We start from the raw sequence: 19,169 nt of genomic DNA on the forward strand, positions 1-19,169 counted from the left end.
CAACCGCGCCAACCAGCGCCTACGGTCACTCTGCGCGACCACGAGATGCTCCCGACGCGAAGGGGACCCCGACTAAATTCGAAGACCCAGTAATTCGGGCGCAGTCTTTCGCTGTCACGCGTGCCGCTGCCCAGTCGGGACAGCTTCAGCATGACGATGCCCGGCATTTCGATCAGCGGGCCGAACGCCGCCGTCGGCAGGAGGTTCTCGGCCACCCGGCTGTTCAGCCGTGCTCGGCGCTCGTCGGAGGCGGCGTGGCTGGCGATCGCGCGTTCGTGGAAGCGGAAGGACAGCCAGGGGGCGAACAGCGCCATCTCCGCCAGCTGTGGGAGTGCGGACAACACTGCTGCCACGCCGAACTTCCGCTTGTGCGGGCCGATGATGCGCCGCAGGGCATGGCCACGCGGCGCTCTGCCGTCCGCTTGCCGCTGTGCGCGGTCGGATCTTCGCCATTCTCGCCGGACGACGCCTGCCGTCGCCGCGGTTGCCAGTCAGAGCGTGACCGGGGCGGCTGAGCAGCTTCAGGAGGAACGGCCCGCCGGCGACGGCCGCCGCCACCGCGCCTGCCAGGTCTGCTGGTACTTCTCCTCGGGGAAGGTCGTGATGATGTAGTCGCCCTGCTTGGTGTGGCACAAGCCCTCGCGCAGCTGCTCGGCCTCGATGCGGATCTTCGCCTTGCAGCCGGTCAGGTTGGCGATCACCTCGACCCTGGCCGGGGCCACCGCCGCGGCCACCGGGCTGGATTTCCGCGACTGCTCGATGTCCGCTCCCGCGCCGTCGTCGTCTGGGCTGCAGGCCGTGGCCAGGGGCAGGATGGCCACGCTCGCGGCCAGTGCGGCGCCGCGCACCAGGCGCGCGGCGGACAGGTCGCTGCCGATGTGTCCTCGCCATTGTCGCTGTGGCACGTTGCCTCTCCATACTCGGGCCCTCCCCACGAGAGGCGGCCGGGCATACGACAGGGGGTACGGGCGAACGCCGGTACGTGTTCACAGCCGTGGTCGCCGGTCAGCAGTGCTCGGTCGGTTCCCCTGGGAGATCGGGGAACAGGGCGCGGGCGTGGTGGGGGTCGGGGGTGACGAAGATGCCGTCCGCTGTGACCAGAGTCGTGGCCATGTCCGTCTGGGTGGTGATCGGCCCGGTCACGAAGATCTTGCGGCTGTCCGGCGACGGCTTCTCCAGTCCGCAGGCCGCCGTCAGCGCGGCCAGTACGCGCACGGCACTGCTCACCTCCCGAAGCGGTCCTGAAGGCTTGGCCGACGACGGTCAGCGGGACGCGCCGTCGCTCGGCCGCGGTGCGGAAGCCGGCCGCGGCCTCGGTCGGGGACGGGGACTCCTCTGAGGTCTAGGTGCTCAGTCGAGGACCGCGAGGTGGTCGGCGGCGCCCCCGCACCACTCGATCATGAAAAGGGTGGCGTCGTCGCTGGTGCGCCCGCCCCGTTCCGTCTTCAGCGTGTGGGAGAGACGGCGCAGATCCGCCCGCACCCCTTCTGACGGCTCCGCCGAGAGGCGATTGACGCACCGGATGAGGCGTTCCTCACCGAAAAGCTCCCCGCCGGCGAGGTGCTCCTCGATGATGCCGTCGGTGTAGCACAGCACTCGGTCGCCCTGCTGGAGCGTGTGTTCTCTGATCTGGGGCGGCTCACCGCCGAAGCCGACGGGCAGCGTGGTCGCGCTCTCCAACTGCCGTACGACCCTGTTCTTGCGGATCAACAGCGGCGCGGGGTGGCCCGCGTTGACCAGTTCCATCTCCCCGGTGGCGACGTTCAGGTGTATCAGCTGTGCCGTGACGAAGTGGTCGGGCCCGAACTGCCGGGAGATGGCATCGTCCATGAAGGCGTACTTCTCGGCCAGGCTGACGAACACGCGCCGGGCATGCCGGTAGGCGCCGATGGCGATGGTCGCCATCGCGGCTGCGTCCAGGTCGTGGCCCATCGCGTCGATCACGGCAATGTGCAGGATGTTGTCGTTGAGGGCGTAGTCGAAGCTGTCGCCGGCTACGCGGTACGCGGGCTCCAGGATGCCGGCCACGCTGACCTGCGGTACCGACATCGTCAGCGGCGGCAGCAGGCTCCACTGGATCTCCGCGGACACGGTCATCGGCTCCCGGCGCCGGGCCAGGAAGAACTGGTCGGTGTAGGCGTTCTTGGTGACCAGCATGTCGCCAACCAGGTTGGCGAGCCTGCCCAGCAGGCGCCGGTCATCGTCGGCGACGGCGTCCAGGGTCACGGCCATCACGCCCACCTGGTCGCTTCCGTCCAGCAGGGGCAGATACATCCGTACGCCGCCGGCGGCCTGTGGTACCTCGACGACGTCCGCGCGCAGGAAGGCCTGGCCAGCGGGGGAATCGGCCATTGGCTCGGGCTGGCCCACGCGCAACTTCCTGCCCGGCAGCGGCACCAGCAGCTCCTGCGCGTAGTCCTGGAGCAGGATGGAGAGGTCACGGCCGCCGATCCTGGCCACCTCCTCCGCGACCAGCGGGGCGATCAGCTGCGGTGGCAACTGCCGCGCCCTGTCCAGCAGCAGGCCGAGCAGCCGCTCGCCAAACCCCTCCGACCGGTCCACGCTCTCCTCACCCATGGTCCGGTTCGCCACCTTCCTCCTGCCACCACCCCGGCCATCGCCTCTCTATAAGGTGACTGCCAAGCACGCCCGAGCGGCTCATTACGCCAAATGTGCGGCATGTCGGCCCGCGCTGCCTACGATTCTTGAACTCCGGTCGCCTGGCTCCTTTGGTTGAGTGGCTGTTCTGCCGTCTCATGCCCGGCCTCGGGAAACCATGAGGAGCGGCGGTTCCAGGGGGGAAATGCCGCGCGCACGCCGCAGGGGAATCTCCGGCGTGGGGCCTCGGTGCTGGACCTCGCCTCCGTGCGGGTGCGCCTTCGACCGCCCGCCCGCGCACCTGAGACGTACCCGGGCGGACATCCCACGGGCCGGCCCGGGCACGTACCAGCTGACCTTCGTCTCCGGCACGCCCTGTCGATCAGCCAGCGGCGCCAGGAGTCCGGGCGGCTGCTCGCGTGCGGGCCCAATCCGCCCCCGCTTGGCGGCGGGTCTGCGTGGGAGCCGGGACTGTCTGGCACTGCCAAGTCCGGGGCGCGTACTACGTGGCCTCCGGCCAGGCACTCGGGCTCGGCGGCGACGGGATGCGCACTGCACGCAGCCGTCGGCTGCCGGGCTCAGGCGCCCGGAACGCGGTCCAGGTCGATGTCGGTGCCGGTCACCCAGTCCGGTTCGGCGACCAGCAGGCTGAGTTCCTCCTGCCGCAGGTCGACGTCGACGGCGTACCGGACACCGCGGACTCGGCGGCCGCGATCCGGTCGCGCGCGTCGGCAGGTACGGCCTGGACGACGCGTCGGCAGCGCGGATCGGCTTCCTGGACGGCGTCCGTCAGGGCCCGCAGGCTGATCGCGATGTAGGACCTCGGCCGCCCTGCGCACCACCGAACGCATCGCCCAGCACGCAGACGGGGGGGCCACGACATGACCACCAGCCTGTACGTCCAGGACGTCACCCTGCGGGACGGCATGCACGCCGTACGGCACCGCATCTCTCGTTCCGTCCGCATCGTCACCCACTGCACCGAGGCCGACGTGGCCGCCCAGCACATCGCCACGGCCCGGGAACTCGGCATGGACGTCTCCGGCTTCCTCATGCTCGGCCAGGCCCCGGCCGCCGAACTGGCCAAGCAGGCGCGGCTGATGGAGTCGTACGGCGCCCCCTGTCTACGTCACCGACTCCGGCGGCCGGCTCACGATGGACGGCGTCCGCGAACGCGTCCGCGCCTACCGCGACGCACTGCGCCCGGAGACCCAGATCGGCATCCACGCCCACCAGAACCTCTCCCTGGCGGTGGCCAGCCCGATCAAGCCGTTCATCGCCGAGGCCACCCTGAACGAGTGGAGGCACGGCTGCGACCTGTTCGCCCTCCAGGACGCCGCCGCCGATCTGGTCCGGCCCCTTGCAGGACCGTCCCGTCCAGGTCGATCGCGAAACGCTCACCCTCGGCTTCGCGGGCGTCTACTGCAGCTTCCCGCACCACACCGAGGGCGCCTCACGGCAGTACGGCATCGACGTCCGCAGCATCCTGCTGGAGCCGGCGCGGACTGGTCGGCGGGCAGGAGGACATGATCGTGGACATCGCCCTGGACCTGCCGGGGCCGTCCCGGGTCTGATGCTCCCGCCCATGGCCGGCCGGGTACTCCGGTCAGCCCTGGTCCTTCAGTCGCTGTCGGTCGCGCTCGTCCCACTTGCGGGTGTCACGCGGTTCGACATACGGCTCCTCCTCCACGGGATGGCCGCCGGCCACGGCCCGCTGACGGGAGGTCTCGGCGTCGAACTCCAGGCCCAGCAGGATCGCCAGATTGGTGATCCACAGCCACACCAGGAAGACGATGATCCCCGCGAACGTGCCGTAGGTCTTGTTGTAGGAGGCGAAGTTCGCCACGTACAGGGCGAACCCGGCCGAGGCGATCATCCAGATCACCAGGGCGAGGAAACTGCCCGGCGTGACCCAGCGGAAACCCCTCACCCTCGCGTTCGGTGTCGCCCAGTACAGGATGGCGATCATGATGGTGACCAGCAGCACCAGTACCGGCCACTTCGCGATCGACCACACCGTCAACGCGGTGTCCCCGATCCCGAGCGCGGTGCCGGCCTGGCGGGCCAGGCCACCGGTGAAGACCACGATCAGCGCGCTGACCACCGCCAGGACCATCAGCAGCACGGTGACGCCGAGACGGACCGGCAGCACCTTCCACACCGGGCGACCCTCGGGGATGTCGTAGACGGCATTGGATGTACGGATGAACGCCGCGACATAACCGGAGGCCGCCCACACCGCCAGCACCAGACCGACGATCGCCATCACCGAGCCGATCCCGGCGTTGCCCTGCAACTGCTGCACCGCATTCGTGATCACGTCACGGGCCGCGCCCGGAGTGAGCCGGGTGAGGTTGTCCAGTACGGCATCCGTCGCCGTGCCGACAATGCCGAGCAGCGAGACCAGTACCAGCAGGGCGGGGAAGAGGGCCAAGATCCCGAAGTACGTCAGCGCCGCCGCCCGGTCGGCCAGTTCATCGTCCTTGAACTCGCGCGTCGTCCGGCGCAGCACCGCCCACCAGGACTTCTTCCCCAGCTTCGTCGGAGCGTCCGGTGCCCGGCGCTCCACCTCGGGCTCCGGACCGTACCTCTCCTTTCGGTCGCCGCCCTCAGGCGGCCTGGCACGCGACTCCGGCTCTGCTTCCGGGTGCCCTCGCCGACGAGCGCCACCGTGACCGGACGCGCGTTCTTTATGCCTCAGTTTCAGTAGTCGAGTCATGTATGTCGGGGTACCCGTTTCTTCGCGGCGCATCATGTCCCGCGTGGACAGTGCCGTGACCAAGAGGTGGAGCGGCCGGCGTTTGGATCAAAGCTCTGGTCGCTCCAGCAGCCAGGCAGCGACCTGACCTGAGACACGCGAGTAGCGGACGTCCAGGGTGTTTCGGCGACTACGGGCGCGACAGTCGGCCGGCTCGCTGCCGCGCCGCCCTGCCAGCGTCTGCTGACCGAGTGGTCCGGACCCTGGTGCTGCGCCTGGAGCGCACCGGCCGGCAGCCGGAGTCGGTCGCTCCGCACGCCGCCGGCACGCTGCACCACATCTATGTGATCACCGGGAAGCCGACGAGTTGCACCGCGCAGACGCCCTAGGTGAGCACCAGGCAGCAGCGCGCCGAAGACATGGCGTCGCTGCTCACAGAGCTGCGGTGGATCCACTCCCGATCGCACCAGCGTGCGGTAGATCAGCCTCTGTCGGCGGTCACCGAATTCCCCCTCCCGAGGGCACAGCCGACGGCGTCCTGCTCGCGCATGGCAACGGCGACGTCGCGGTACGAGGTGGCGTCTGCGGTGGCCAAGGTGACTGATCCGCCAGGTCGCCCAGAGTTGCCGGGCTGCGTACGAAGCCCGTGACCGAATCACCGGAGCGCAGGGTCAGATCAGGGTCGCTGTGCTGGGCGATGACGGTCAGGCGGGCCTGGTCGGATCCGATCGTCGTCGGCGCGGTGTACGCGGGTGGCGCTCGGCACCGTCGTCGTGACGCTCGCCGCGGTCGCCCAGGTCGCTCCTGCGGATCTTCCCCCCTGAGCGTCATCGGCTCGACAGGACGAGTTGGCTGGCGCAAGATCCAGGCCATGTCTGCTCCTTCGCAACTGCGGCTTCCGACCGGCTACCAGAGCCGGCCGGCAACCGTTGCCGATGTCGCCGCGATTCACCACCTGGTCGCCCTCTGCGAGCACGAACTGTCCGGCCGCGCCGACACGGGAGCCGACAGCATCGCCGCCGACCTGGCACGGCCCGGCCTGGACCCGGAGTCCGACACGCTGCTCGTAGACGACGGGGCCGGAGAGCTGGCCGGCTGGGCCTGGGTGCACGGCGGCCGCCGGAGCACGATCGACGTCCACCCCGACCACCGCGGGAAGGGGCTGGGCAGGTCGCTGCTCGCCCTGGAGCGAGGCCCGTGCCCGGCAGGTGGGCAGTACACGGCTTGCCCAGACCCTCGCCGACGGCGATCGGCCGGCCGTCGCACTGCTGCGGTCCCACCAGTACGAGCCCTACATCACCCAGTGGCTGCTGCAGATCGCCATGCCCGCCGAACCTGTGGTGCCGGAGCCGCCGGCCGGCATCACGGTGCGGCCGTTCGGATTCGGTGACGAACGAGCGGCACACCAACTCACCGAAGACGCGTTCGACGAGTGGCAGCAGCGGCGAAAGCCCTACGAGGAATGGGCTCGCCTGACCGTCGAGCGCGCCACGTTCGCACCGGCTCTGTCACCCGTGGCGTTCGCCGGCGGCCAGATGGTCGGCGCGGTGCTGTCGCTATGCATCCCGGACTCCGACGAGGGGTACATCGACCGCGTCGCGGTACGGCGGGATCACCGCGATCGCGGAATCGCCCGTGTACTGCTGCGCGAAGCGTTTCGCGCGTTCTATCTGCGCGGCCGGCGAAGGTGCACCTTGTGGACTCACTCGGCAACCGGCGCCCTGTCGTTGTACGAGCGGGTGGGCATGACGGTCCGACACAGCTCCACGGTCTTCAGCAAGGCCATCGAGGCTGGATAACCAAGATGGCGAAGAGACAGGCATGCCATGGTGGCCGGCCTGGCTGCCTCATGCGTGGTGGCCGCCGGCTCCATTTGACTGCCCGCCGGCCTCTTGCTCGCCGTGCGGGCTGGGGGGCGGGGCGGTGGTGCCGCGGGGAATGAGGTGCGTGGGCAGGACGATGTGCCGGCTGCGGTCTGCCTGGGCGTCGTTGATGAGTTCCAGGGCCAGTTCGGCGGCGGCTCGGCCCATGTCGGAGGGGGACTGTGCGACGGTGGACAGTTCGAGCCATTCGGCCATCAGCTGATCGTCGAAGCCGAGGACGGAGATCCGTTCGGGTACGTCGATCTGGACCGTGCGCAGGGTCGAGATGACGGAGGCAGCCAGTTCGTCCTGCTCGGCGAAGATCGCCGTGGGCGGCTCGCGCAGGCTCAGCAGGTTTCCGACTGCTTGGGTGGTGCCGCGTTTGTCGCGCGGTGGCGTGGTGACCACCAGTTCGTCGTCCAGGGGGATGCCCGCCTCGGTGAGTGCCTGTTGGTAGCCGAGGAGGCGGTCACGAGAGCTGAAGCTGAAGCCGCGGACGCCGACGGTGTGCGCGAAGGCGATGCGGCGGTGCCCGAGGTTGACCAGGTGGCGGGTGGCCCGGCAGGCGGCGGCCACATCGTCGATGTAGACGCTGGGGCGGCCCTCGACGTGCTGGCTGATGTAGATGACCGGCATGCCGAGGTCGTCCAGCCGGGCGGTCTCCTCCATGGTCAGATCGAAGGAGAACACCAGCAGGGCGTCCGCGTTGCGCCGGGCCGGCAGGCGCTCGAAGAACGCGGACCGCTCGGCCAGATCGGGCACCACGTACACGGTGAGCTCCATGCCGGCGCCGCGCAGCATTGGGCCCAGGCTGGACAGTGCCGAGCCCATGAACCACGAGTCGAGCGTGGGTACGAGCACCGCCATGACGCCGGTTCTGCCGGTGACGAGGCTCGACGCCTGGCGCGAGATCGCGAAGTTCAGCTCACGGGCGGCCTGCTCGACCCGGGCACGGACCTCGGGCGAGACCGATGCCAGGCCGCGCATGGTGCGCGAGACGGTGGACGGGGAGACTCCCGCCCGTTCGGCGACGTCGGCCAACGTGGGGTGCCGCTGAGCTGGTGGCATGAGCGGAAGTTAGCACAGATCGGCCCCCCGGTGGGGCCAGTAATGACAGCGCTGTCACAAGAATTTTACAGTGGCAACCATCAATTTTTGCGCATTGATTACCACTCAGCGCACGCCTGCGGTGCGAGCGTTGTCTCGCCACCGCCCCGAAAGACGGCACCCGTCCTGGCAAACCGTCAGGTCAGCGTGGCAGAAGCGCTGTTGACGGCGGACTCCGGCGTCTCGTCGGCGACATCCCGCACCCACAACGGCTTCAGCCGGTAGGTCAGCAGGTACAGCACAGCACCGGCCCCGGCCGCGACGAACATGCTCAGGTCGCCCGCCCCCGGAAACGCCTTCGAGAACGGTCCGGTGTAGAAGCTGGACTGCCAGAACGGCACCGAGGCGACGACCCCGCCCGCCCAGGCGACGAAGCCCCAGTCCAGCACCCGGCGCCGGTCGTAGAGCTCGGCGATCCGGGACGGGTCCGAGCGGCCGCCCAGGTAGAAGTCGAGCAGCAGGACCGCTGCGAACGGCGCGATGAAGTACGCGGTGAGGTTGAGGAACACCTTGAACTTGTCCTCCGTGCCCGACTCGCCCCACAGGCTGATGGCGTAGGCGAGCAGGCAGATGACGGTGACCGCCTGGGAGCGGGTGACCGGGATCTTCAGGGTCTGTACGGAGATCGCGCCGCCGTAGACGTTGAGGAAGTTCTGCGCGAGGGCCGAGAGCCCTACGGCGAGCAGCGCGGGCACGGCGAACGGTCCGGCCAGTTCGTGCAGGGCCGTGATCGAGTCCGAGCTGGTCGCGCTGCCGCCGACCACCACGCCCACGATGCCGAGCCAGCAGATGGTGACGAAGTTGCCGAGGCCGGTGTACCAGGAGGTGCGGTTCACGACCCTCGGCGTGTCCGGGAGGTAGCGCGAGTAGTCGGAGGCGAAGGGCGCCCAGGCGACCAGGAACGCCAGGAACCAGCCGCCGAAGGTGACCCAGCCGCCGGTGGCGCCGATGTATCCGTCCGCGTGCGGGTTGGCCTGGAACACCTTCCCGCCGCGCGCCACCGCGACCACGGTGATCAGCAGGAACAGCGGGGTGAGGACGTACGTCAGGACCTGCTGAAGGTAGTTGATCATGTTGTAGCCGTAGATCGCGACCACGAGTTCGACCGCGGTGAGCACCAACGCGCAGAGCCAGTACGGCAGATGGGTCAGTTCCGCGAAGGCCTTGCCGCCGAGGATGACGGTGACGGCGGCCCAGCCGATGCCGGCGAAGACGTTGATGTAGGCGACGGGCAGGAAGTTGCCGAAGAAGCCGAGCGGGCCGCGGGCCTGGATCTGCTGCGGCACACCGAGCCGTACGCCCATCCGGGACATGACCGCCATCAGCAGCGAGCCGACTGTGGCGCCGAGCACGATGGCGGTGACGGCCGCGGAGAAGCTCATCCCGAACCAGGCGGCGCTGAAGCCGAGCAGGATGATGGGGAAGTTGAGCCCGGCGGCGAACCAGACGAAGAACTGCGAACTGGGCTTGCCGTGCCGCTCGTTGTCGGGAATGTGGTCGACTCCGAAGGGTTCGACCTTGGTGACCGCGCTGCCGTAGACCGGCGCCTGTGTTCCCTCTGTCATGGGGTGCTCCTGGTTGGGCTGATCACTGCGGATCACCACGGCAGCGGTGCCGTGTGCGAGATGTCGAAGAAGCCGCCGCCGCTGTAGACCAGCGGGGCGAGGTCGTCGTGGCGGGCCGAGACGACCCGGCCGGTGAAGACGGTGTGGCTGCCGGCCTCCAGCCGTTCGCCGATCTCCACCTCCAGCTGGGCGCAGGACCCGTCGATCAGCGGGGCACCGTAGGCACCCCGCGTCCAGGAGACGTGGGCGAACTTGTCGTCGCCCTTGGCGGCGAATGTCTTGGCGACTTCGAGCTGGTCGGCGGCCAGGATGCTGATGCCGATGTGGCTCGTCCGGTGCAGCGCGGGGTGCGTGGCGGAGCTGCGCTGGACGCAGACCAGCACCATCGGCGGGTCGAGCGAGATGCTGGAGAACGCGTTGACGGCAAGACCCTTGGGCGTGCCGCCGTCGTCCGTGGTGACCACGGTGACGCCGGTGATGAACTTGCGGTGCACCCCGCGCACGAGGCCGGGGTCGACGGCGGCGCGCTGCGTGGTGGTGATGATCCCGAGCGCCTCCAGGAGCTGCCGGGAGTCGAAGGTCACCCACTCCTCGGCGACCTCGGACCCGTCGAAGCGGGTGAAGGTGGCGCCGGACACCTCGACCGGCTTCCCGGTGGGCGGCACGCCCAGGAAGGTGCCTGTGTGCCGGCCGGTGCTGCGCCAGCGGATGGCGAGCCGGTCGCCGTCCTCGACGATGTCCTCGATCTCGGTGCGCAGGTCGGGGAAGGCCTCGCGCACGGCGCGGATGGAGTCCTTGAACTGATCGCGGTCCTGAGTGGCGGCCGCGGGTCCGCGGCGCCGGACGTAGGAGGGGCTGAGCAGGTCGTCCAGGGCCTCGACGTACCCCTGGTCCCAGGCGGCTCGCCAGGCGGAGCGGATCCGGGAGGTGCGGTCGGCGGGAGCGACGGGGTCAAGAGTGTGGGTCATGGTAGTTCCCTCGGTCAGCTCTTGTATGGCAGAGGACCGTAGGGAGGGGGTCTGGTGGTGTCAACACCTTGAGCCAGAAAAGCCTGGAGTCGCTGGAAGATCTCACAAAGTCACAGGTCAAGCCTGCTTCCGTCCGGGTACCCCTTGACGGCCCCTGAGTGCACTCCTAGCCTCACTTGCATGGCACAGCCGGAGTCGAAAGGACACTCGATGCGGTTCTCGATATTCCACAACCTCGGAGCGCCCGGACGGCTCGGCGAGTACGCCCAAGTCATGGACGAAGCCCGCGAGTTCGCAATCGCCGCGGAAAAGGCCGGTTTCTGGTCCACCTGGTACACCGAGCACCACTTCGGGCACGAGGCGATCGAGATCACCCCGAACCCGGTCCTCATGGGCACCGACATCGCCGCCCGCACCGAGCACATCAGGATCGGCCAGGCCGCGTCCATCGCCACCTTCTGGCACCCGCTGCGGCTCGCCGAGGACATCGCGATGCTCGACCAGCTCTCCGGCGGCCGCGTCGAGGTCGGCCTCGGCCGTGGCCTGTACGGCCGCGAGGCGCTCAACCTCAACGCCCTCGCCGACCCGCGCGACCAGGAGCAGAACCGGGCGCTGTACGACGAGACGGTGGAGATCCTGCGCAAGGCGTGGAGCGGCGAGTTCTTCTCGCACAAAGGCCGTTTCCACGAGTTCCCCGCACCCGGCGTGAAGTGGAACCACCCCCTCTCCCCCACCGCCGACTACACGACGGCCGGCGCCATCACGAAGATGCAGGTCACGCCGTTCCCGCTGCAGCGCCCGCACCCGCCGCTGTGGCAGGTCATCGACAGCCCCCGCTCCATCCGGGCCGCCGCCGCGGACGGTGTCCAGGGCATGTTCTGGCTGCCGCCGGTGTCGGCGCTCAAGGAGCGCTTCGAGCTGTACCGGGACACGGCGAGCCAGGCGTCGGGCCGTGAGTACGCGCTCGGCGAGGGCATCGGGCTCGTCCGGGACGTCTACGTCGCCGACACCATGGAGCAGGCCCGCGCCGAGTTCGAGGAGGCGCTGATGACGACGTACCGCTGGATCATGCACTGGCGGGGCCTGGCCAACCTGATGGAGGCCGGCGAGGAGCTCACCGACGCGCACGAGCTGTCCTTCGACTTCCTGCACTCCCGCAACCTGCTGGTGGGCACGCCTGAGTACGTCGCCGAGAAGGTGGCCGAGCTGCGCGACGAGGTGGGTCTGGAGCATCTGCTGCTGTGGACCACGCACCCCGGGCTCCCGCACCGCAACGCCATGCGCAGCCTGGAACTGTTCGCCGAGAAGGTCATGCCGGAGTTCACCGCATGAGCGGCATGAGCGGCTTGCGCGGCATGAGCGGCTTGAGCGGCTTGAGCGGCTTGAGCGGCGTCCGCAAAGTGGTGACCGTGGTGGACGAGGTGCTGCTGGAGCTCGGCCGCCCGGTCGCCACTCCGGTACGACGGGTCGCTGCGGCCGCTGTGATCCGCAACCCGTGGGCCGGTCGCGGCTTCGTCGCCGACCTGCAGCCCGAGGTCGAGGCCGTCGCCCCGGATCTGGCGCGGCTGCTGACCGGCAAGCTGATCGGGACCCTGGGCGGCGTCGACCCAATCGAGGCCTTCGGCAAGGCGGCCGTGGTCGGCCTGGACGGGGAGATCGAGCACGGCGGGGCGCTGATCCACACCCCGTACTTCGGCAATGTGCTGCGCGAGCTGACCGAGGGCACCTCGATCATCGTCTTCAGCGACGACCGGCTGCCGGCGGGCGAGCCGCTCACCGTGCCGCTGTGGCACAAGACGGCCGCCGCGACCCGTTCGCACTACCAGACCTGCCAGATCCGTATCCCGGACGCGCCCCGGTCCGACGAGATCGTCGTGATCGCCGCCGCCTCGTCCGGTCCGCGCCCCAACGCCCGGATCGGGGACCGCCTGACCGACCCCGTCGTCCGCCTCGCCGACCTGGAGAAGCTGGAGAGCACCCGATGAACGTCCGCAAGATCATCACCTTCACCGAGGACATCCACACCGAGGGCGGCCGTCCGGTCGACCCGCCCGCCCGGACGGCGGTGGTCCTGGCCGTCATCGAGAACCCGTGGGCGGGACGCGGCTTCGTCGACGACCTGCTGCCCGGCATCGACGAAGTCGCCCCGAAACTGGGCGAGTTGCTGGCTCCGCGAGTGGTCGAGGCGCTCGGCGCGCCGGTGGAGGCGTACGGCAAGGCCGCGATCGTGGGCCTGGACGGGGAGATCGAGCACGGCTCCGCACTGATCCACACGCTGAAGTTCGGCGACCACTTCCGCACCGCGGCGCAGGCCACCACCCTGCTGCCCGCGGTGGAGAAGCGAGCGGCGGCCGGGACGGTCTTCGACATCCCGCTCAAGCACGTCACGGACGCGACCGTCCGCTCGCACCACCAAAGCATCGAGGCGCGGGTGCCGGACGGACCCCGCGCCGACGAGATCGTCATCGGCCTCGCGGCAGCCGCCCAGGGCCGGCCACAGGCCCGGCTGGCCCCGCTGTCGACGGAACAGTGACGGCCGCCTCCGGCGGTACACCGGTGCCGCTGAGCCACGCGTCGTACGGCAGCGGCCCCCGCCTCGTGCTGCTGCACGGGGTGGGCCTTGACCGGGGCATGTGGGAGCGGTGTCTGCCGAGGTTGACGGCTCGGCACCGCGTGACCTCGGTCGACCTGCGGGGCCACGGCGCCTCGCCGCCAGCCGCACCCGGGGTGTCACTGGCGGAGCTGGCCACGGATGTGGCTGCGCTGCTCGACGGCCCCGCACATGTCGTGGGCTTCTCGCTGGGCGCGCTGGTCGCCCAGCAACTGGCCCTCGTACGACAGGAGTTGGTGACCTCGCTCACGTTGGTCAGCTCGGTCGCCGACCGGTCGGAGGAGGAGCGTGCGGCGGTGGCCCGGCGGCGGGAGCGGGCACACCAGGACTTCGCGGGGTCGGCGGCCGCCGCTGTGGAGCGCTGGTTCTCCGCCGAATGGCGGGCCCGGGAGCCCATGCTGGCGCAGACCGTCCGCAACACGCTGCTGGGCAACGACCGGACCTCCTACCTGGCCTGCTACGACGTCTTCGCCACCGCCGACGCCGCGCTGTGGCCGCGGCTGCCCCGGATCACCGCGCCCACGCTGGCGGTGACCGGCGCCGACGACCCCGGCTCCACGCCCGAGATGTCGCGCAGGCTGGCCGCCCGCGTCCCTGGCGCCGACCCGGTGATCGTGCCCGGAGCCCGCCACCTCCTGCCACTGGAACACCCGGAGGAGCTGACCAAGGTGATCCTCGAACACACGGCACGTGCAGCGCCCCGTTAGGGGCGCGGGGCTGCATCGATATGCGGCTCCGCCGCGCGAGCGCGAGCAACCACGAACGACCCGCAGCCGAGGAGCAAGCCGCATGACCCGACTCCCCCGCCACCAGCACTACATCGCCGGCGAATGGACCCCTCCTGCCTCCGGCGAGTATTTCCCGAGCCTCAACCCGACCACCGCCGAACCCTGGTACGAGGCCGCCAGCGGCACAGCGGAGGACATCGACCGCGCCGTCACCGCCGCCCGCACCGCCTTCGAGGACCCCCGCTGGCGCGACCTCAGCCAGACCCGCCGAGGCCGCCTGCTGCGCAACCTGGCCGACCTGATCGGCGAGAACGCAGCGGAGCTGGCCCGCACCGAAACCCTCGACAACGGCAAGCTGCTGCGCGAGATGCGCGCCCAACTGGCCGGACTGCCCGAGTACTTCCACTACTACGCCGGTCTGGCCGACAAGATCCACGGCGAGGTCGTCCCCGGCGCGAGCCGCGAGCTGCTCAACTACACCCTGCGCGAACCGGTCGGCGTGGTCGGCGCCATCACCCCCTGGAACTCCCCGCTCCTGCTCACCGCCACCAAACTGGCCCCCGCGCTCGCCGCCGGCAACACGGTGGTCGTCAAGCCGTCCGAGCACACCTGCGCCTCCCTGCTGGCCCTCGCCCCACTCTTCGAGCAGGCCGGTTTCCCGCCCGGCGTCGTCAACGTCGTCACCGGCTTCGGTGCCACGGCCGGCGCCTCGCTCACCGAGCACCCGGACGTGGCCAAGGTGACCTTCACCGGCTCCACCGAGACCGGCCGCCGTATCGCCCGCACCTGCGCCGACCGCTTCGTACGCTGCACCCTCGAACTCGGCGGCAAGTCCCCGAACATCGTCTTCCCGGACGCCGACCTACCGTCGGCCGCCATGGGCGTGATCGCGGGCATCTTCGCGGCCGCGGGCCAGACCTGTGTGGCGGGCAGCCGCATCCTGGTGCACGAGGACGTCTACGACGAGATCCTGGAGCGGGTGACCGCGCGCGCCGCCACCATCCGCATCGGCGACCCGCTGGACGAGGCGACCGAGCTGGGCCCGCTGGCCCTCGCGGACCAGCTGACGAAGGTCGAGTCGTACGTGGGACTGGGCCTGGCCGAAGGCGGCAAGGTGGTCTGCGGCGGGACCCGGCCCGACACCGGCGGCCTCGGCGGCTACTTCTACTCCCCCACGGTCTTCACCGGCACGGACAACTCGATGCGGATCTGCCGGGAGGAGATCTTCGGACCCGTTGCCACGGTCATGTCGTTCGCCTCCGAGCAGGAGGCGTTGGCGATCGCCAACGACACGCCGTACGGCCTGGCCGCGGGCGTCTGGACCCGCGATGTCAACCGCGTCCACCGCATGGCGGCGCGACTGGAGGCGGGCACGGTGTGGGCCAACACCTACCGGTCGATGTCGCCGATGTCGCCGCGTTCGGGCTTCAAGAGCAGCGGTTCGGGCATCGAGCACGGCACGGAGGTGATCCGGGAGTACACCCGGCTGAAGAGCGTGTGGATCAACACGAGCGAGGAACCGGTGGGCGACCCGTTCATCCTGCGTTCGTGAAACCCGCTTGCATGGCAGATCCGGTGACAGCGGACGGTTGACGCTGCCGCTCACCGCGCATTACGTTCACGTACCATGCAACAACCCACAAGGCGAGCGAGGAAGCCGTTGCAGCCGACCAGCATGCAGGCCAGGGTCGCCGAAGAGCTTCGGCAGATGATCATCAGCGGTGAGCTGCAGCCTCGCTCCAGCCTGTCGGAGATGGCCCTCTCGGAGACGTTCGGGGTCAGCCGCACCCCCATCCGCGAGGCTCTCAAGCAACTGCAGATCGAGGGCCTGGTGGAGGTGCGGCCGCGGGTCGGCACGTTCGTCGCCGTGCCGTCGCGGCGCGAGATCACCGAGCTGTTCCAGATGAAGGAGCTGCTGGAGGGAGCCGCGGCCCGGCTGCTGGCCTTCCGCGGCCGTGTGCCCGAGGTGGAGCGGCTGCAGAGCAACATGCGCGAGGCCGACGAGGCCGTGCGCGCGGGCGATGCGGAGCGGTACGCGGAGCTCGTCCACGAGTTCCACGACCTGATCGTCGTCGGCGCGGACAACACCAAGCTGGAGGCGTACTACCGCACGCTCATGAACCAGCTTGCCTACGGCCGGCTCGTCCGTACGTCACTGACCCGGCCGGGCCGCCTCGTCGAGTCCGACACCGAGCACCACCGGGTGCTCGACCTCATCCTCGCCAAGGACGGCGACGGCGCGGAACAGGTGATGCGCGAGCACGTCCGCCGCAGCCACCAGGCCCTCATGGCCGGCATGGACGAGCGGCAGGAGCGGTAGCCGACCACGGCTGCCTGTACCACGGGCCTGGCCGGGTTCGACCTGGCCGAGCGGCTGGTGCAGTTGGGCGGCAGCGTGGCGGTGCGTACGACGCTCAACGTCGGCTCCCTCGACCTGCTGCACCCCGGCCTCGTACGCGGCGATGCCGCGCTCGCCGACGGTGCACGGCGCTTGATGGACGCCTATGTCGCGCTCGGCTGCGAGCCGACCTGGTCCTGCGCGCCGTACCAGCTCTCCCACCGCCCGGCCTTCGGCGCCCATGTCGCCTGGGCGGAGTCGAACGCGATCGCGTTCGTCAACTCGGTGCTCGGGACCAGGACCGACCGCTACGGGGACTTCGTCGACATCGCCGCCGCGCTGACCGGGCGGGTGCCGGCCTCCGGGCTGCACCTGGACTCCGAGCGCCGGCTGGTGCTCGACTGCTCGGCGATCCGCGAGGACCTGTGGGAGCGGCTCCGGGACGGAACCGCACCGGCGGCACTGGTCCTCGCCCCCTGCGACAAGATCCTGGTCGTCGGGGCGCTCGTGGCCGCGGAGCTGTACGACGTGCACCTGCCGATCGTGCAGGCCGACGCGGACGCGATCACCACCCTGGCAGGCCAGGTGTCCGTGACCGCCCACCCGTGCGGCGAGGCACTCGTGCGAACGATCGACGGATGACACCTGGCCTCGCTTCCGGAGCCGCGCACCGTTTCGTCTGCTTGTTCACTGTGACGGCGGTGCGGTCCAAAGGCTGCACTGGTGCTCACTGTGCACGGTGGTGCTCACGTTGTTGCCGCCCCGGGAGGTCGTCCGCAGGGAGAGTACGGCTTCCCGTCCGTTCGGCAGCGGGGGCTGACCCGCGGCGCGCGGCACACCGTCACGGATGAAGGACCCCCAGTACTGGACCATCTGCCGGGCCAGGATCCGCTGTTCGGCGTTCAGCGGGGTGTGGAGGCCGAAGTGTTTGAAGAGGTACTGCACCTCGTTCACATGGGTCGCCCCGAAGTCGAAGTCGGTGTTCAGGTTCCGCAGCGAGGCGAAGGGCGGCGAGGTGCGGTCGGCGAACTCGTACGCGTAGACCTGTCCGTGTGCGGCGAGTACGTCGTCGAGCCGGAGGGCGGGGCAGGCGAACCGCGCGTCGCCCTGGGCGGTGGCGTACGCGATGGTCGGCGAGGGGTAGGCCGACAGCGGGTAGCGCTCCAGCGCGCGCTCGCCGAAGGCCGCCCGCATGACCGCGGGGTACTGCTCGGCGGTGAGCGGGGTGCCGTCGTTGTCGAACTGGGAGAAGGCGAACAGCCGCCCCTCGTCCTGGTTCGCGCCGTTGAGCACGGGGACCCGGGCCGCCGCGCCCTGCTCGAACGCCTCGAAGGGCTGGACGGGGAGGAAGTCGCCGCCGGTCACCGGTCCCCAGTCGAAGCCGGCCTGGGCGGCGAGGATCTCCTTCGCCGACTTGCCGCGCAGGCATGCCGGGCTCGCGCAGCCGAGTTTCTCCATGAAGGCGGCGCCCTGGGAAACCGCGTCCTTGTGGGTGCGGGCCGCGCAGTAGCCGTACGCCCCGCTCTGCACGATGCCCGCGCGGAACAGGTCCTTGGCGGTCGGCGAGGCCAGCTGGGTGCAGACCGAGCGGCCGCCCGCGGACTCGCCCGCGATGGTGACGCGGCCGGGATCGCCGCCGAAGCGGCCGATGTTGGCGCGCACCCAGCGCAGCGCGGCCTGCTGGTCCTGCATGCCGAAGTTGCCCGAGACGCCGTCCTTCGTCTCCTCGTCGAGTCCGGTCGCGGCGAGGAATCCCATCGCGCCCAGCCGGTAGTTGACGGTCACGACGACCGTTGCCGGTCTGCCGGGCGAAGGTGTCCGGCACGATGTCCTCGCCCGCGCCCGCGGTGAGCCCGCCGCCGTGCAGCCAGACCATGACGGGACGGCGTACGGAGCCGTCGGGGACGTAGACGTTGAGGTCGAGGCAGTCCTCGGTGTGGCTCGACTGTTCGTAGCCCGGGTCCCAGCTCGCCGTCTGCACACACCGGTTGCCGAAGTCCGTCGCGGTGCGCACCCCGTGCCACGGCTCTACGGGCCTCGGGGTCTTCCAGCGCAGCTTCCCAACGGGCTGCTGGGCGTAGGGAATCCCCAGAAACTGCCGGCCCTCGGCCGTGGTCTCTCCCCGGACCCAGCCTGCGTCGGTGCGCACGAGGGCGGGATCGTGGGCTGGGGCGGCCTGGGCAGGTACGGGAGCGGCCAAGGCGGCCGCGAGGACGGTAAGCCCGGTGACAAGTCGGCGAATCACCCGGCCACCTCCAGGGCGAACCGGCCGTTGCCGGGTCGAGCGCCGGGACACAGGTCGGCCATGGGCCGTCACTCCTTCGTGCAGACACGTCGTTGCGGACCGCGTGCACTGCCCACCGCAGTCGGCGTTCGGCCTTTGAACCGGCCTTGGGACTGGTGGGCTCGCATATTGAGGTTTCGCGTATTCGTAGCTGACGTCGGCAGCCCCATGACGCTGAGTGAGCCGTCAGGGGCGGTCGATCGCGGTGGGATGATCGCGTGGTGAGTGATGCGAGGGTGTTGGCCGCGGAGGCCGTTGAGTCACATGTCCGGGCGTTCTTCGAAGGGCACTCCGTGGAGGTCGTCGACTACGACCTCGGGCCGGTGTGAACGATCACGTAATTCCCCGGGCCCGGCGTCACGTAATTCCCCAGGTCCTGACCTCGTCCATGTCTACTTGATCGAGGGCTT

Annotated in this window: 19 protein-coding genes and 2 pseudogenes; 11 read left to right on the forward strand and 10 right to left on the reverse strand. The window is 69.9% G+C overall.

The features are described 5' to 3' along the window. The 4 genes from H8R17_RS48025 to H8R17_RS40490 all read right to left on the reverse strand — a co-directional run. Positions 1–314: hypothetical protein (locus H8R17_RS48025; RefSeq protein ID WP_262505888.1), on the reverse strand; the 314-nt coding region annotated here is incomplete at its 3' end. A gap of 207 nt (positions 315–521) precedes the next feature. Then, on the reverse strand, positions 522–905 hold the full coding sequence (locus H8R17_RS40480) for a hypothetical protein (RefSeq protein WP_187828192.1): 384 nt from the start codon (positions 903–905) through the stop codon (positions 522–524). Positions 906–1,005: 100 nt separating this feature from the next. After that, complete coding sequence (locus H8R17_RS40485; protein ID WP_187828193.1) at positions 1,006–1,227, reverse strand: hypothetical protein; 222 nt, start codon at positions 1,225–1,227, stop codon at positions 1,006–1,008. Positions 1,228–1,350: 123 nt separating this feature from the next. Then, positions 1,351–2,577 carry a PP2C family protein-serine/threonine phosphatase gene (locus tag H8R17_RS40490; RefSeq protein ID WP_187828194.1) on the reverse strand — a complete coding sequence of 409 codons (1,227 nt, stop codon included), beginning with the start codon at positions 2,575–2,577 and terminating at the stop codon, positions 1,351–1,353. 479 nt (positions 2,578–3,056) lie between these two features. Between H8R17_RS40490 and H8R17_RS40495 the strand changes: the two genes are divergently transcribed. Both H8R17_RS40495 and H8R17_RS40500 read left to right on the forward strand, forming a co-directional pair. Further along, positions 3,057–3,416, forward strand: a complete 360-nt coding sequence (locus H8R17_RS40495; protein ID WP_187828195.1) for a hypothetical protein — start codon at positions 3,057–3,059, stop codon at positions 3,414–3,416. 63 nt (positions 3,417–3,479) lie between these two features. Continuing rightward, a pseudogene (locus H8R17_RS40500) lies at positions 3,480–4,172 on the forward strand (hypothetical protein). A gap of 32 nt (positions 4,173–4,204) precedes the next feature. On the opposite strand, the gene H8R17_RS40505 reads toward H8R17_RS40500, so the two are convergent. Further along, positions 4,205–5,317 carry a YihY/virulence factor BrkB family protein gene (locus H8R17_RS40505; RefSeq protein WP_187828196.1) on the reverse strand — a complete coding sequence of 371 codons (1,113 nt, stop codon included), beginning with the start codon at positions 5,315–5,317 and terminating at the stop codon, positions 4,205–4,207. Positions 5,318–5,547: 230 nt separating this feature from the next. Between H8R17_RS40505 and H8R17_RS40510 the strand changes: the two genes are divergently transcribed. Together H8R17_RS40510 and H8R17_RS48030 are read left to right on the forward strand one after the other, a co-directional pair. Then, positions 5,548–5,685 carry a hypothetical protein gene (locus H8R17_RS40510; RefSeq protein ID WP_187828197.1) on the forward strand — a complete coding sequence of 46 codons (138 nt, stop codon included), beginning with the start codon at positions 5,548–5,550 and terminating at the stop codon, positions 5,683–5,685. Positions 5,686–6,504: 819 nt separating this feature from the next. Beyond that, positions 6,505–7,095, forward strand: a complete 591-nt coding sequence (locus H8R17_RS48030; protein WP_316959685.1) for a GNAT family N-acetyltransferase — start codon at positions 6,505–6,507, stop codon at positions 7,093–7,095. Between the two features lie 48 nt (positions 7,096–7,143). Here H8R17_RS48030 and H8R17_RS40520 read toward each other — a convergent pair whose 3' ends face one another. The 3 genes from H8R17_RS40520 to H8R17_RS40530 all read right to left on the reverse strand — a co-directional run bounded on the left by H8R17_RS40520 (position 7,144) and on the right by H8R17_RS40530 (position 10,798). Then, positions 7,144–8,226: a LacI family DNA-binding transcriptional regulator gene (locus H8R17_RS40520; RefSeq protein ID WP_316959686.1), complete on the reverse strand. Its 1,083-nt coding sequence runs from the start codon at positions 8,224–8,226 to the stop codon at positions 7,144–7,146. A gap of 176 nt (positions 8,227–8,402) precedes the next feature. Further along, positions 8,403–9,830 (reverse strand): cytosine permease, encoded by a 1,428-nt coding sequence (locus H8R17_RS40525; RefSeq protein ID WP_187828198.1) that lies wholly within the window; start codon positions 9,828–9,830, stop codon positions 8,403–8,405. A gap of 32 nt (positions 9,831–9,862) precedes the next feature. Next, complete coding sequence (locus tag H8R17_RS40530; RefSeq protein ID WP_187828199.1) at positions 9,863–10,798, reverse strand: flavin reductase; 936 nt, start codon at positions 10,796–10,798, stop codon at positions 9,863–9,865. Between the two features lie 210 nt (positions 10,799–11,008). Here H8R17_RS40530 and H8R17_RS40535 point away from each other — a divergent pair, with 210 nt between their 5' ends. The 7 genes from H8R17_RS40535 (at position 11,009) to H8R17_RS46010 (ending at position 17,117) form a co-directional block, all read left to right on the forward strand. Then, a complete protein-coding gene (locus H8R17_RS40535) occupies positions 11,009–12,130 on the forward strand; it encodes an LLM class flavin-dependent oxidoreductase (protein ID WP_187828200.1) in 1,122 nt (373 codons plus the stop codon). Beyond that, positions 12,127–12,783 carry an amino acid synthesis family protein gene (locus tag H8R17_RS40540; RefSeq protein WP_262505889.1) on the forward strand — a complete coding sequence of 219 codons (657 nt, stop codon included), beginning with the start codon at positions 12,127–12,129 and terminating at the stop codon, positions 12,781–12,783. Before H8R17_RS40535 ends, H8R17_RS40540 begins: the two co-directional genes overlap by 4 nt. Further along, complete coding sequence (locus tag H8R17_RS40545; protein WP_187828201.1) at positions 12,780–13,331, forward strand: amino acid synthesis family protein; 552 nt, start codon at positions 12,780–12,782, stop codon at positions 13,329–13,331. The genes H8R17_RS40540 and H8R17_RS40545 overlap by 4 nt, the downstream gene beginning before the upstream one ends. Then, positions 13,328–14,116 carry an alpha/beta fold hydrolase gene (locus tag H8R17_RS40550; protein WP_316959687.1) on the forward strand — a complete coding sequence of 263 codons (789 nt, stop codon included), beginning with the start codon at positions 13,328–13,330 and terminating at the stop codon, positions 14,114–14,116. The genes H8R17_RS40545 and H8R17_RS40550 overlap by 4 nt, the downstream gene beginning before the upstream one ends. 82 nt (positions 14,117–14,198) lie before the next feature. Then, positions 14,199–15,689 carry an aldehyde dehydrogenase gene (locus tag H8R17_RS40555; protein WP_187828202.1) on the forward strand — a complete coding sequence of 497 codons (1,491 nt, stop codon included), beginning with the start codon at positions 14,199–14,201 and terminating at the stop codon, positions 15,687–15,689. 108 nt (positions 15,690–15,797) lie between these two features. Then, on the forward strand, positions 15,798–16,457 hold the full coding sequence (locus H8R17_RS40560) for a GntR family transcriptional regulator (RefSeq protein WP_262505890.1): 660 nt from the start codon (positions 15,798–15,800) through the stop codon (positions 16,455–16,457). Positions 16,458–16,532: 75 nt separating this feature from the next. Continuing rightward, on the forward strand, positions 16,533–17,117 hold the full coding sequence (locus H8R17_RS46010; protein WP_316959688.1) for an aconitase X: 585 nt from the start codon (positions 16,533–16,535) through the stop codon (positions 17,115–17,117). Between the two features lie 45 nt (positions 17,118–17,162). On the opposite strand, the gene H8R17_RS40570 is transcribed toward H8R17_RS46010, so the two are convergent. Both H8R17_RS40570 and H8R17_RS48035 read right to left on the reverse strand, forming a co-directional pair. After that, positions 17,163–18,260 carry a carboxylesterase family protein gene (locus H8R17_RS40570; protein ID WP_316959689.1) on the reverse strand — a complete coding sequence of 366 codons (1,098 nt, stop codon included), beginning with the start codon at positions 18,258–18,260 and terminating at the stop codon, positions 17,163–17,165. 76 nt (positions 18,261–18,336) lie between these two features. Then, positions 18,337–18,792: pseudogene (locus tag H8R17_RS48035) on the reverse strand (carboxylesterase family protein); the annotation flags it as partial. Positions 18,793–19,169 lie beyond the last annotated feature (377 nt).

The sequence above is a fragment of the Streptomyces sp. TRM68367 genome, from assembly GCF_014495685.1.
Classification (GTDB): Bacteria; Actinomycetota; Actinomycetes; order Streptomycetales; family Streptomycetaceae; genus Streptomyces.

Bases quoted from the DNA above. Each gene is read 5' to 3' on its own strand.
- H8R17_RS40530 (WP_187828199.1), bottom strand. From the start codon at position 10,798: ATGACCCACACTCTTGACCCCGTCGCTCCCGCCGACCGCACCTCCCGG.
- H8R17_RS40505 (WP_187828196.1), bottom strand. From the start codon at position 5,317: ATGACTCGACTACTGAAACTGAGGCATAAAGAACGCGCGTCCGGTCAC.
- H8R17_RS40540 (WP_262505889.1), top strand. From the start codon at position 12,127: ATGAGCGGCATGAGCGGCTTGCGCGGCATGAGCGGCTTGAGCGGCTTG.
- H8R17_RS40555 (WP_187828202.1), top strand. From the start codon at position 14,199: ATGACCCGACTCCCCCGCCACCAGCACTACATCGCCGGCGAATGGACC.
- H8R17_RS40545 (WP_187828201.1), top strand. From the start codon at position 12,780: ATGAACGTCCGCAAGATCATCACCTTCACCGAGGACATCCACACCGAG.
- H8R17_RS40520 (WP_316959686.1), bottom strand. From the start codon at position 8,226: ATGCCACCAGCTCAGCGGCACCCCACGTTGGCCGACGTCGCCGAACGG.
- H8R17_RS40535 (WP_187828200.1), top strand. From the start codon at position 11,009: ATGCGGTTCTCGATATTCCACAACCTCGGAGCGCCCGGACGGCTCGGC.
- H8R17_RS40490 (WP_187828194.1), bottom strand. From the start codon at position 2,577: ATGGGTGAGGAGAGCGTGGACCGGTCGGAGGGGTTTGGCGAGCGGCTG.
- H8R17_RS40525 (WP_187828198.1), bottom strand. From the start codon at position 9,830: ATGACAGAGGGAACACAGGCGCCGGTCTACGGCAGCGCGGTCACCAAG.